This is a genomic window from Acinetobacter sp. ANC_7504, from assembly GCF_056779995.1.
In genome coordinates this window covers 1-13,380 of record NZ_JBWYIZ010000006.1, presented here as the reverse complement: position 1 = coordinate 13,380, position 13,380 = coordinate 1, and the positions used below count along the sequence as shown (strand labels likewise).

Sequence of the window (13,380 nt, the reverse complement as noted above, 5' to 3'; positions counted from 1 at the left end):
CTATTTGTAAAGAGTTTTTTTCAAAATAGATATTTAGCCTCAAATTCACATTATCAAACTCAATAAAAAAAGGCACCCGTAGGTGCCTTCTTAATTCAGTTTAGATTAAAACTGATCTTCATTTAATGCTTGTGAGAACGCTTGGTCAACTTCAGAGAAGTCATTAACCAATTCGTGTTCAGCAGCTTCTGCTTCTTGACGACGACGCTCTAAGTGGTAAGCCAAACCTGTACCCGCTGGGATCAAGCGACCAACAACCACGTTTTCTTTTAGACCGCGTAAATCATCTTCTTTACCTGTTACAGCAGCTTCAGTTAACACACGTGTTGTTTCCTGGAACGATGCAGCAGAAATGAACGAGTCAGTAGAAAGTGAAGCTTTCGTGATACCCATCAATTGACGTTCAAACTTCGCAGGGAACTTGTTCTGAGCAAGTACTGCTTGGTTTTCTTGGACAACACGGATGTAATCCACTTGCTCGCCTTTGATGAAGCTTGTATCACCACCATCGATGATCTCAACTTTACGCAACATTTGACGTACGATGACTTCAATGTGCTTATCGTTGATTTTTACACCTTGGAGACGATATACGTCTTGAACTTCATTCACGATGTAGTTCGTAAGTGCAACTTCGCCTTTCAAACGTAAGATGTCATGTGGATTTTGCGGACCATCAGAAATCGTTTCACCACGGTTAACATGCTCACCTTCAAACACGTTAATCGTACGCCACTTAGGAATTAACTCTTCGTAAATCTCTGAGCCATCATCCGGTGTGATCACCAAACGATTCTTACCTTTAGTTTCTTTACCAAAGCTTACAACACCTGAAACTTCTGCAAGGATCGCATGTTCTTTCGGCTTACGTGCTTCAAACAAGTCAGCTACACGTGGAAGACCACCGGTAATATCACGAGTACGTGAAGTTTCTTGAGGTACACGACCAATTACATCACCCACACCAATTGTTTCGCCATCTCGGACAGTCACAATTGTATTTTGTGGTAAGAAGTAGAACTGTTCACCACCATCAACTGTATCTAATACAATCGCTGGACGTAAGTCTTTACCAGAAGCTGGACGAGACGTTACAGGTAAAATTTCAACTGTCGTCATACCAGTTGCATCATCTGTTTTCGAGGTTGCAGTTACACCATCAGCGATTTGGCTGAAACGTGCTTTACCAGCAACTTCTGTTACCAATGGATGCGTATGCGGATCCCAAGTCGCTACAATACCGCCAGCTTCTACCGCACCACCATCTTTAATCAAGATTGAGGCACCGTAAGGAAGTTTATAACGCTCACGCTCACGACCGATGTCATCAGTGATACCAATCTCACCAGAACGAGAAACAGACACTAAGTGACCTTTAGCGTGTTGAACTGTCTTCACATTATGGAAACGGACAAAGCCTGCATTACGTACTTGAACACTGTTCGCAGCAGAAGTTCGGCTCGCAGCACCACCCACGTGGAATGTACGCATCGTTAACTGTGTACCTGGCTCACCAATGGATTGAGCAGCCATTACACCCACTGATTCACCTGGATTCACCAAGTGACCACGTGCAAGGTCACGACCATAACATTTCGCACATACACCAAAAGTAGATGCACAGTTTACTACTGAACGCACTTTAACTTCATCGACACCTTGCTCTTCTAGGTAGTTTGCAAGTTTCTCATCGATGAGTGTATTACGTGGCAGTACTACTTCATCAGAACCTGGTCGCTTCGCATCTTCAGCTAATACACGACCAAGCACACGAGTACCTAAGTTCTCGATAACATCACCACCTTGAATGAATGGCGTCATTACGAGACCGTCAAAAGTACCGCAATCTGGCTCAGTAATCACTAAGTCTTGCGCTACGTCTACAAGACGACGTGTCAAGTAACCCGAGTTCGCTGTCTTCAATGCTGTATCGGCCAAACCTTTACGCGCACCGTGTGTTGAAATGAAGTACTGAAGTACTGTCAAACCTTCACGGAAGTTCGCTTTAATTGGTGTCTCAATAATCGAGCCATCCGGTTTTGCCATCAAACCACGCATACCTGCAAGCTGACGAATCTGTGCTGCACTACCACGGGCACCAGAGTCAGACATCATGTAGATGGAGTTGAATGATTTTTGTTTCTCATCTTCGCCCTGTTTGTTCTTAACAGTCGTGTAAGACAAGTTATCCATCATCGCTTTCGCTACTTGGTCGTTTGTACGTGCCCAAATATCGACAACTTTGTTATAACGTTCACCGGCAGTTACGAAACCTTGTTCGAACTGTTGCTCAATTTCACGAACTTCAACTTCAGCTTTCTCGATGATTGAATACTTCGCAGGTGGAATCACCATGTCTTCCATACCAACAGACACGCCTGAACGTGTTGCTTGACGGAAACCGAGGTACATCAATTGGTCAGCAAAAATAACAGTATCTTTCAAACCAAGCTTACGGTAGCAAGAGTTGATCAATTTAGAGATGTTCTTTTTGGTCATCTCAACATTGATTTGCTCGAAGCTTAAACCTTCTGGCACAACTTCCCAAAGTAAACAACGGCCTGGCGTTGTATCAACGATAATCGTTTGTTGCTCACGCTCACCATTTTCATTGATCACAGTTTGATGTACACGAGCTTTAACGCGAGCATGTAAATCAACTTGACCTGTTGCAAGCGCACGGTTTACTTCGTGAGTATCCGCGAACACCATGCCTTCACCTTTGGCATTGATTGCATCACGCGTGATGTAATACAAGCCTAAGACAACGTCTTGCGATGGAACGATGATTGGTTCACCGTTTGCTGGAGACAAGATGTTGTTCGTTGACATCATTAACGCACGAGCTTCTAATTGAGCTTCAAGTGTTAATGGAACGTGTACCGCCATTTGGTCACCATCGAAGTCGGCGTTGAACGCAGCACATACGAGTGGGTGTAGACGGATCGCTTTACCTTCGATCAATACAGGTTCAAATGCTTGAAGACCTAAACGGTGAAGTGTTGGCGCACGGTTCAACATCACTGGATGTTGACGAATCACAGATGCAAGAACGTCCCAAACTTCTGGAGTCTCACGCTCAACCATTTTCTTCGCAGCTTTAATGGTAGTTGCTTGGCCAGATGCTTGTAATTTCGCGAAAATAAACGGCTTGAATAACTCAAGTGCCATTTTCTTAGGAAGACCACATTGGTGAAGACGTAAAGTAGGACCTACAGTAATTACCGAACGACCAGAATAGTCAACACGCTTACCAAGTAAGTTCTGACGGAAACGACCTTGTTTACCTTTGATCATGTCTGCCAAAGATTTAAGAGGACGTTTGTTCGAACCAGTAATTGCACGACCACGACGACCGTTATCTAACAATGCATCTACAGACTCTTGTAACATACGTTTTTCGTTACGTACGATGATATCTGGAGCAGCTAGATCAAGAAGACGCTTTAAACGATTGTTACGGTTAATCACACGACGATAAAGATCGTTCAAATCAGATGTCGCGAAACGACCACCTTCAAGTGGTACAAGCGGACGAAGATCTGGTGGAAGTACTGGAAGTACAGTCAACACCATCCATTCTGGTTTGTTATTCGACTCTTTGAACGCTTCCATTAACTTCAAACGCTTAGATGCTTTCTTAAGCTTCGTTTCAGAAGTTGTATTCGGAATTTCTTCACGTAAACGAGAAATCTCAGCTTCAAGATCGATGTCTTTCAACAAATCTTGAACTGCTTCAGCACCCATTTTCGCAGTGAATTCATCACCGTGCTCTTCTAATGCTGTGAAGTATTCTTCGTCATTCAGAAGTTGGTATTTCTCAAATGGCGTCATACCAGGATCTGTCACAACGTAAGATTCGAAATACAATACACGTTCGATATCACGTAGCGTCATGTCTAAAAGAAGACCGATACGGCTAGGCAGTGATTTTAAGAACCAAATGTGTGCAACTGGTGAAGCAAGCTCAATGTGACCCATACGCTCACGACGAACTTTCGCAGTTGTTACTTCAACGCCACATTTTTCACAAATGACGCCTTTGTATTTCATACGCTTGTATTTACCACACAAGCATTCGTAATCTTTTACTGGACCAAAAATTTTGGCACAGAATAAACCATCACGTTCAGGTTTGAATGTACGATAGTTAATTGTCTCTGGCTTTTTAACTTCACCATGAGACCATGACTTAATCATTTCTGGTGACGCAAGACCAATACGGATGCGATCAAACTCTACAGGAGCATGACCGTCTGAATCCGTCTTTTTGCGCATGATATCGAGCAAGTCTTTCAATTTTTTTCTCCGTGTGTTGTGGAGATTTTCACTTCACAACTGGGTCACAAATATTGTTTTATAACTGAGTAATCCTCCCTCAGTCCCTCATTTTTCTAAGGAAGGAAGCTCCTTCCCTTTCGAGTTGGAACTCCCCCTTTCTCAAAGGGGGCTGGGGGGATTAAATGGAACTAATTAGTCACCATTTTTCAGTTCAATGTTGATACCTAAAGAACGGATCTCTTTGGTCAATACGTTGAACGATTCAGGCATACCTGGGTCCATATAATGGTTACCATCTACAATGTTCTTATAGATACGGGTACGACCCTCAACGTCATCCGACTTCACAGTCAGCATTTCTTGAAGCGTATAAGCTGCGCCATATGCTTCGAGTGCCCAGACCTCCATCTCACCGAAACGCTGACCACCGAATTGTGCTTTACCACCAAGCGGCTGTTGCGTTACAAGCGAGTAAGAACCTGTAGAACGCGCATGCATCTTGTCATCAACCAAGTGGTTCAATTTCAACATGTACATGTAACCTACAGTTACAGGACGGTCAAAACGTTCACCAGTACGGCCATCATACAGTACTGTCTGACCAGTACGTGAAAGACCAGATAGTTCTAATAACTCTTTGATTTGACCTTCTTCGGCACCGTCAAATACTGGTGTTGCAAGTGGAACACCTTTACGGAGGTTGCCTGAAAGTGCCAAGATTTCATCATCAGTTAAGCTATCAAGATCTTCTTGCTCGCCACCAACTTTGTTGTAAATCTTGTCTAAGAATTCACGAAGTTCAAGTACAGTACGTTGTTCTTTCAACATTTGATCGATCTTGTCACCAAGACCTTTCGCAGCCATACCCAAGTGAGTTTCAAGAATCTGACCCACGTTCATACGTGAAGGTACACCTAGTGGGTTCAATACGATATCTACTGGAACACCATTCGCATCATGTGGCATGTCTTCAACTGGCAAGATGTTTGATACAACACCTTTGTTACCATGACGACCCGCCATCTTATCACCAGGCTGAATACGACGTTTTACTGCTAGGTAAACTTTAACAACTTTCAATACGCCAGTTGTTAACTCATCACCTGTAGAAAGCTTGCGTTTTTTCTCAGCGAATTTCTCATCGATTTCAAGACTCTTCTCTTTCAAGAATACTTGAATTTGAGTTAAACGCTCCGCGATGCCTTCATCTACTGGTTGGATATCAAGTAGATCAACAAGTTCTAGATTTGAAAGAACTTCATCAGTTAACTTATCGCCACGTTTTGTTGTACCGCCGCCATTAGACTCTTGACCATTCAACAAACGTACAACACGCTCACGTGCAGCTTCTTCGAAGATTTTGTATTCTTCTTTCAAATCTTTACGGTATGCATCAAGTTGAGCTTTTTCAATCGCTTGAGCACGTTCGTCTTTCTCGATACCATCACGAGTAAACACTTGAACGTCGATGACTGTACCCTTCGTACCAGATGGAACACGAAGTGAAGAGTCTTTCACATCAGCTGCTTTTTCACCAAATATTGCACGAAGCAATTTTTCTTCAGGAGTCAACTGCGTTTCGCCCTTAGGTGTTACTTTACCAACTAAGATGTCGCCAGCAGTTACTTCAGCACCGATATAGACAATACCTGATTCATCAAGCTTAGAAAGTGCAGCCTCACCTACGTTCGGGATATCAGCAGTAATTTCTTCTGAACCAAGTTTAGTATCACGCGCGACACAAGAGAGTTCTTGAATGTGAATAGACGTCAAACGATCTTCTTGAAGAACACGCTCAGATAATAAGATCGAGTCTTCGTAGTTATAACCGTTCCAAGTCATGAACGCGACACGCATGTTTTGACCAAGTGCCAATTCACCGCCATCAGTTGATGGACCATCAGCAAGTACATCACCACGACCAACTTTGTCGCCTAGGTTCACAAGCACTTTTTGGTTAATACATGTGTTTTGGTTTGAACGTGTGTACTTAATCAAGTTGTAGATATCTACACCTGCTTCACCCGCAACCATTTCATCTTCATTCACACGAATAACGACACGAGATGCATCTACGTATTCAATACGCCCGCCACGTTTCGCGATCACACACACGCCTGAGTCATGCGCCACGTTCGCTTCCATACCTGTACCAACAAGAGGCTTGTCAGCAATCAGCGTAGGAACAGCCTGACGTTGCATGTTTGAACCCATCAATGCACGGTTCGCATCATCGTGTTCAAGGAATGGAATCAGTGACGCAGCCACAGAAACAACCTGCTGAGCAGATACGTCCATGTGCGTTACTTTTTCTGGCGGCATACGTACGAAGTCACCTTGGTGACGAACAGATACGAACTCTTCTGTTAAGTTGCCATCTTTATCCAATTGAGAATCGGCCTGTGCAATCACAGTACCTACTTCTTCAATTGCTGATAAATATTCAACTTCATCCGTTACACGACCATCAACAACTTTACGATATGGAGTTTCTAAGAAACCAAAGCTATTCGCTTTCGCATATACAGATAATGAGTTGATCAAACCAATGTTTGGACCTTCAGGCGTTTCAATTGGACAAACACGACCGTAGTGAGTTTGATGTACGTCACGTACTTCGAAGCCCGCACGTTCACGTGTTAAACCACCTGGACCTAATGCTGATACACGACGTTTGTGTGTAATTTCAGACAATGGGTTGTTTTGATCCATGAACTGAGATAACTGACTTGAACCAAAGAATTCTTTGATTGCAGCCGCTACTGGTTTTGCATTGATCAAGTCTTGTGGAGACAAGTTATCTGTCTCTGCTTGTGATAAACGCTCTTTCACAGCACGTTCAACACGAACTAGACCAACACGGAATTGGTTTTCTGTCATTTCGCCAACAGAACGTACGCGACGGTTACCTAGGTGGTCGATATCATCGACTTCACCTTTACCGTTACGGATTTCAACCAGCGTTTTTAATACGTCAATGATGTCATCGTTTGAAAGAATACCTTCAACTTCACGTGACTTCTGATCTGTACCCACTTCGTAAGGACGACCCAAACGACGGTTGAACTTCATACGACCAACTGGTGATAAGTCATAACGTTCAGAAGAGAAGAATAAGTTATTGAATAAGTTTTCTGCAGCTTCTTTCGTTGGTGGCTCACCTGGACGCATTACCTTGTAAATTTCTACAAGCGCTTCTTCACGACCAGAAGTCGTATCAGCACGTAATGAATCAGCTACGAATGAACCACGATCGATGTCATTGGTATAAAGTACGTTAAATTGCTTAACGCCGCCTTCAGCGATTTTAACCATCACTTCATGGCTAAGAACCGTGTTTGCAGCAATCACATCACCATTGTGTAATGTAATATCTTCAGCAGTAATACGCTCATATAAATATTCATCAGGTACTGGAAGTTTAGTTAAGCCTGCAGCTTCCATTTGACGAACATGACGCGCATTAATACGTTTACCTTGCTCAACGATTGTCTTACCGTCATTGTCTGTGATATCAAATTGTGCCATCTCGCCACGCAGACGCTCTGGAACCAAGTCAATTTGATAGCTGCCCATGTCTAGATATACAGGAACCTTTTCATAGAACATGTCTAGAATTTGTTCGTTTGTATAGTTCAAGGCACGAAGAATCACAGTCGCAAGTAACTTACGACGACGGTCAATACGAACGTATACTAAATCTTTAGCATCAAACTCAAAGTCTAACCATGAACCACGGTAAGGAATGATACGTGCTGAATAAAGCACCTTACCACTTGAATGCGTCTTACCCTTGTCATGATCAAAGAACACACCAGGTGAACGATGTAATTGAGATACGATTACACGCTCAGTACCATTGATCACGAACGTACCATTCTGTGTCATAAGTGGCATTTCACCCATGTACACTTCTTGTTCACGTACGTCTTTAATTGATTTCGTTTCGCGATCTTTAATGATCAAACGAATTTTTACGCGCATTGGTGCCGCATAAGTTGAGCCACGAAGAATACATTCGCGAACGTCAAACTCTGGTTTACCAAGGCTATACTCAACGAATTCTAAAGCAGCATTCCCAGAATAACTTTCAATTGGAAAAACTGAACGAAATGCGGCTTGGAGACCGATATCTTCGCGGTTTTTTGGTGTTTTGCCATCTTGAAGGAACGTTCTGTACGAGTCGACTTGAATCGCGAGCAGGTACGGAGCATCCATCACTTGGGGCAATTTACCAAAATTCTTACGGATCCGTTTCTTTTCGGTATATGAGTATGCCATCTGGAGTCCTCGGAAAGTAAACTAAACCCGCCTGCAGAACGGGTCTAGAAGGAATTACGCAGGTCGATATGACCACCACTTTGTTCAAATGCTGCAATGTTCAGTGGTATTAAAACGCTTAACAATATTTTTAAACATGGAAAAATATTGGTAAGCGTTTGATTTTATTCAATTATAGTTAGTATTGATGATTTTTACACCAAGTTAACAAAAATCGAGCCGATAATTGTAACGCAAAAAGGCTGATGACCCAAGAGCCATCAGCCAATTTTTGGGGTCAAATTAATATTGACCCCATGGCGAAATTACTTAACAGTAACTTGAGCACCAGCTTCTTCAAGTTTCTTCTTAAGTTCTTCAGCTTCTTCTTTAGAAACACCTTCTTTAAGAAGAGCTGGAGCGCCTTCAACTAAATCTTTAGCTTCTTTAAGACCAAGACCAGTTGCTTCACGAACTGCTTTAATTACAGCAACTTTGTTAGCACCGAAAGAAGTCAACTCTACGTTGAATTCAGTTTGTTCTTCAGCAGCAGCAGCGCCAGCACCTGGAGCAGCAGCTACAGCTACAGCAGCAGCAGATACATTGAATTTCTCTTCAAAAGCAGAGATAAGTTCAACAAGTTCAAGAACAGTTTTTTCAGCAACTGCGTTTAAGATTTCTTCGTTAGTTAAAGCCATGAGAATAACTCCAAATGGATATTGAATGGTGTGGAAATTGATTTATTAAGCTTAAGCAGCTTCTGACTCGTTTTTCTCTTTGAGCGCAGTAATAAGGCGACCCAATTTCGAAATAGGAGCTTGAAGAACATTTGCAAGCATAGTAAGCGCTTTTTCTTGGTTCGGAAGGTTCGCGATTACGCTAACTTCAGCACCTTGATAAACCTTGCCATCGAATGCAGCAGCTTTAAGTTCAAATGCTTTATTAGTTTTAGCAAATTCTTCAAACAAACGAGCAGCTGCGCCCATGTCGTCTTCAGAAGTCGAGAAAGCTAAAATTGTTGGGCCAACAAGGTTGTCGTTCAAGATATCGAACTGAGTATCTTGAAGAGCACGTTTAGCTAAAGTATTACGCACGATACGTGTAGTAACACCTAGTTTACGAGCTTCAACACGAAGAGCAGTTAATTGCTCAACAGTTAAACCTTGGTAGTCAGCAACAACAGCAGTGAAAGCAGTAGAAGCAACAGCGTTAACTTCAGCTACGATCTGTTTTTTGTCTTCGATAAGAAGAGCCATTGTAAAACCTCCTAACGGTGATTTATGTACTCACGCGAAGTACACTCCCAGTTCGTTAACTCATCACTGAGTCAACACGCGGAGGATGAACTAAATCACACCACCGCGTCTACGCAGGCTGGAATATTAAGAGCGAAGCATAAAACTCCCCTCGCCTGAGGTCTTTGACGCTGATAAATTCTCATTTACCAATTCAAAGTTTGCCTAAGTTCGCAAGAAATCCAAAACCGGTATCTTGCGTAAGATTTGAAGCAGCGCTTCAAATCTTACTCAGGGCTTTAAAATTCTGTCTAAGTTAAACTTAGTTAGAAACGTTAGTTACATCAATAGTAAGACCAGGACCCATAGTTGAGCTTAAAGTGATCTTTTTGATATAAACACCTTTAGAAGTTGCAGGTTTTGCTTTCTTAAGGTCAGCTACAAGAGCTTCAACGTTTTGACGAACAGCTTCAGCAGTGAAACCTACTTGACCGATCGCAGCATGGATGATACCCGCTTTGTCTACACGGTAACGTGCTTGACCAGCTTTTGCATTTTTAACTGCAGTTGCTACGTCAGGAGTTACAGTACCCACTTTAGGGTTTGGCATTAAGCCACGTGGACCAAGGATTGTACCTAACTTACCTACAACGCGCATTGCATCTGGAGCAGCAATCACTACGTCAAAGTCAAGGTTACCCGCTTGAATGCTTTCAGCAAGGTCATCAAAACCAACTACGTCCGCACCTTCAGCTTTAGCAGCTTCAGCAGCAGCGCCTTGAGCAAACACAGCTACACGTACAGTTTTACCAGTACCTGCAGGAAGTGTAGTCGCGCCACGAACAACTTGGTCAGATTTACGAGGATCAACACCTAGATTTACAGCTACATCCAAAGATTCTTTGAATTTAGCAGCTGGAAGGCTAGAAAGTACTGCTACAGCTTCTTCCAAAGTATAAACTTTGTTCGCTTCTACAGCAGCTGCAATCGCTTTTTGACGTTTAGTTAATTTAGCCATGTCTTAAAGCTCCACTTCCAAGCCCATAGAACGTGCAGAACCAGCAATGGTACGTACACGCGCGTCTAAGTCAGCACCAGTTAAATCTGGTTCTTTAGTAGTCGCGATCTCTTCTAATTGAGCACGAGTCAACTTACCAACTTTAGTTTTGTTAGGTACAGCTGAACCCTTTTGGATACCAGCAGCTTTCTTAAGCAGAATAGCAGCAGGTGGAGTTTTCATGATAAATGTGAACGACTTGTCGTTGTACACAGTGATCACTACAGGAATCGGAAGACCAGCTTCAAGTTTTTGTGTAGCAGCATTGAATTCTTTACAGAATGCCATGATGTTTACACCACGTTGACCTAGTGCAGGACCGATTGGTGGAGATGGATTCGCTTTACCAGCTGGAACTTGCAGCTTGATATAGCCGTCAATCTTCTTAGCCATTTCAATTACCTCTGGGTACAAACGCCGATTAAGGCTCCCCAATATTTACAAGTAACGATACCGTTACAACAACAATGCCCGATTAATAAAATCGGGCGTTTTCAACCAATTCAGATTAAATTGTTTTTTCGACTTGGCGAAATTCCAATTCAACTTGAGTTGGTCGATTAAATACATTAATCGTCAACGTTAAGCGTGACTTTTCGTACTGAACTTCTTCCACCACACCTTTAAAGTCTGTGAATGGACCATCAGTAACCAATAATTCTTCGCCTGGCTCGAACATTGTCTTAGGACGAGGTGCTTCGCCAGTATTGCGTACACGTGCAAGAATCGCGTCAGCTTCTTTTTGCGTAATTGGAGCAGGCTTTTCTGCCGTACCACCAATAAATCCGAGTACTTTTGGACATTCTTTAACAATGTGCCAAGTATCGTCATTCATTTCCATTTCAACTAACACATAGCCTGGAAAGAATTTACGCTCTGACTTACGTTTCTTACCATCCTTCATTTCCACCACTTCTTCGGTAGGAACAAGGACTTCACCAAAGCTATCGGCAACAGCGCTACGCTGGATTCGATCATTAAGCGAACGCATCACTTGTTTTTCATAACCTGAATAGGCATGAATAATGTACCAACGTTTCATAGCTCTTTTACCCGATAATAAACTTCATCAACCAACTAATAATGTAATCAAAACACCATAAACCAATAGCGGTGATTACAACAACAAGTAACACTTGCCATGATGCAGTTACTGTTTCTTGCTTTGTTGGCCAAATCACTCGACGCAGTTCAATGCGCGAGTCTTTCAACAAACGAACAAAGCCTTTGCCTTGATGGGTGGCGTATAATAAACCTAAAGCCACAACGATACAAGCCAAAATTACCCCAACACGCACCCAAATATTGTTTGCGGGAACCCAATATGCTGGAAGATGTTGATTTACCATAAGTGCACCAGCAAGTAATGCCAATGCAATAATCCATAAAATCACGTCAACTGGTGAACCAGATTTAACGACTTCAGCGGAATTGTTTCTTTGAGGAATTGGCGCGTCGCTTAATGCGTCACGCGATTTATCATTCGACATTTTTGTACTCGTCGTTGAATTCGCGACTTATTATATGACCAGTTTAGCCAGCATCAAGCTTTTTATCAAAAATAATTTGGCAGGCCAGGAGGGACTCGAACCCCCAACATTCGGTTTTGGAGACCGACGCTCTACCAATTGAACTACTGACCTATAACAAAACCGAGAATCGAAACTCTCGGTTTTCGTTTGTACTTCTATTATGCAGTTACTTTAGCAACAACACCAGCACCAACTGTACGACCACCTTCACGGATCGCAAAACGTAGACCTGGGTCCATTGCGATTGGGTGGATTAATTCTACTGACATTTCTACGTTGTCACCAGGCATAACCATTTCAACGCCTTCTTGCAATTGAATCGCGCCAGTTACGTCAGTTGTACGGAAGTAGAACTGTGGACGGTAACCGTTAAGGAATGGAGTATGACGACCACCTTCTTCTTTAGAAAGTACGTATACTTCTGCATCGAATTTAGTGTGTGGCTTGATCGCACCTGGTTTAGAAAGTACTTGACCACGTTGTACGTCTTCACGCTTAGTACCACGTAATAAGATACCACAGTTCTCGCCCGCACGACCTTCGTCTAGAAGTTTACGGAACATTTCAACGCCAGTTACTGTAGTTTTAACTGTGTCTTTGATACCTACGATTTCAACTTCTTCGCCTACTTTCACGATACCAGCTTCTACACGGCCAGTTACTACTGTACCACGACCAGAAATAGAGAATACATCTTCGATTGGCATTAAGAATGCTTTATCAATAGCACGCTCTGGCTCTGGGATGTAAGTGTCAAGCGCTTCAACAAGAGCAACAACTGCATCTTCACCGAACTGACCAGCTTCACCGTTAAGTGCAGCAAGAGCAGAACCACGGATAACTGGAGTGTCATCACCTGGGAAGTCATAAGTAGAAAGAAGTTCACGAACTTCCATTTCAACCAGCTCAAGAAGCTCTTCGTCGTCTACAAGGTCACATTTGTTTAAGAATACAACGATGTATGGAACACCTACTTGGCGAGAAAGAAGGATGTGTTCACGAGTTTGTGGCATTG

The 13,380-nt window shown here is 42.8% G+C and carries 9 protein-coding genes and 1 tRNA gene; all 10 read right to left on the bottom strand.

Features of this window, described 5'->3' with window-relative positions; genetic code table 11:
* Positions 1 to 105 precede the first annotated feature (105 nt).
* Complete coding sequence (gene rpoC, locus AC1M9F_RS07945) at positions 106 to 4,299, bottom strand: DNA-directed RNA polymerase subunit beta' (RefSeq protein WP_035265945.1); 4,194 nt, start codon at positions 4,297 to 4,299, stop codon at positions 106 to 108.
* Positions 4,300 to 4,473: 174 nt separating this feature from the next.
* Positions 4,474 to 8,562 carry a DNA-directed RNA polymerase subunit beta gene (gene rpoB / locus AC1M9F_RS07940; protein ID WP_481590119.1) on the bottom strand — a complete coding sequence of 1,363 codons (4,089 nt, stop codon included), beginning with the start codon at positions 8,560 to 8,562 and terminating at the stop codon, positions 4,474 to 4,476.
* Between the two features lie 305 nt (positions 8,563 to 8,867).
* The gene (gene rplL, locus AC1M9F_RS07935; protein WP_035265942.1) at positions 8,868 to 9,239 is read right to left on the bottom strand and encodes a 50S ribosomal protein L7/L12; all 372 of its coding nucleotides are present in this window, start codon (positions 9,237 to 9,239) and stop codon (positions 8,868 to 8,870) included.
* 51 nt (positions 9,240 to 9,290) lie between these two features.
* On the bottom strand, positions 9,291 to 9,797 hold the full coding sequence (gene rplJ / locus AC1M9F_RS07930; RefSeq protein ID WP_035265941.1) for a 50S ribosomal protein L10: 507 nt from the start codon (positions 9,795 to 9,797) through the stop codon (positions 9,291 to 9,293).
* A gap of 301 nt (positions 9,798 to 10,098) precedes the next feature.
* On the bottom strand, positions 10,099 to 10,794 hold the full coding sequence (gene rplA / locus AC1M9F_RS07925) for a 50S ribosomal protein L1 (protein ID WP_035265940.1): 696 nt from the start codon (positions 10,792 to 10,794) through the stop codon (positions 10,099 to 10,101).
* A gap of 3 nt (positions 10,795 to 10,797) precedes the next feature.
* Complete coding sequence (gene rplK, locus AC1M9F_RS07920) at positions 10,798 to 11,226, bottom strand: 50S ribosomal protein L11 (RefSeq protein ID WP_004813566.1); 429 nt, start codon at positions 11,224 to 11,226, stop codon at positions 10,798 to 10,800.
* A 115-nt stretch (positions 11,227 to 11,341) separates the two neighbouring features.
* The gene (gene nusG, locus AC1M9F_RS07915; RefSeq protein WP_035265938.1) at positions 11,342 to 11,875 is read right to left on the bottom strand and encodes a transcription termination/antitermination protein NusG; all 534 of its coding nucleotides are present in this window, start codon (positions 11,873 to 11,875) and stop codon (positions 11,342 to 11,344) included.
* Between the two features lie 7 nt (positions 11,876 to 11,882).
* On the bottom strand, positions 11,883 to 12,323 hold the full coding sequence (gene secE, locus AC1M9F_RS07910; RefSeq protein WP_035265936.1) for a preprotein translocase subunit SecE: 441 nt from the start codon (positions 12,321 to 12,323) through the stop codon (positions 11,883 to 11,885).
* 77 nt (positions 12,324 to 12,400) lie between these two features.
* A tRNA-Trp gene (locus AC1M9F_RS07905) sits at positions 12,401 to 12,476 on the bottom strand.
* A 47-nt stretch (positions 12,477 to 12,523) separates the two neighbouring features.
* On the bottom strand, positions 12,524 to 13,380 hold an 857-nt coding region (locus tag AC1M9F_RS07900), incomplete at its 5' end, for an elongation factor Tu (protein ID WP_481597492.1).

What these genes read in the sequence shown, in the direction of transcription:
- rpoB (WP_481590119.1), bottom strand. Translation starts at nt 8,562, where the DNA reads ATGGCATACTCATATACCGAAAAGAAACGGATCCGTAAGAATTTTGGT.
- rplL (WP_035265942.1), bottom strand. Translation starts at nt 9,239, where the DNA reads ATGGCTTTAACTAACGAAGAAATCTTAAACGCAGTTGCTGAAAAAACT.
- rplJ (WP_035265941.1), bottom strand. Translation starts at nt 9,797, where the DNA reads ATGGCTCTTCTTATCGAAGACAAAAAACAGATCGTAGCTGAAGTTAAC.
- rplA (WP_035265940.1), bottom strand. Translation starts at nt 10,794, where the DNA reads ATGGCTAAATTAACTAAACGTCAAAAAGCGATTGCAGCTGCTGTAGAA.
- rplK (WP_004813566.1), bottom strand. Translation starts at nt 11,226, where the DNA reads ATGGCTAAGAAGATTGACGGCTATATCAAGCTGCAAGTTCCAGCTGGT.
- nusG (WP_035265938.1), bottom strand. Translation starts at nt 11,875, where the DNA reads ATGAAACGTTGGTACATTATTCATGCCTATTCAGGTTATGAAAAACAA.
- secE (WP_035265936.1), bottom strand. Translation starts at nt 12,323, where the DNA reads ATGTCGAATGATAAATCGCGTGACGCATTAAGCGACGCGCCAATTCCT.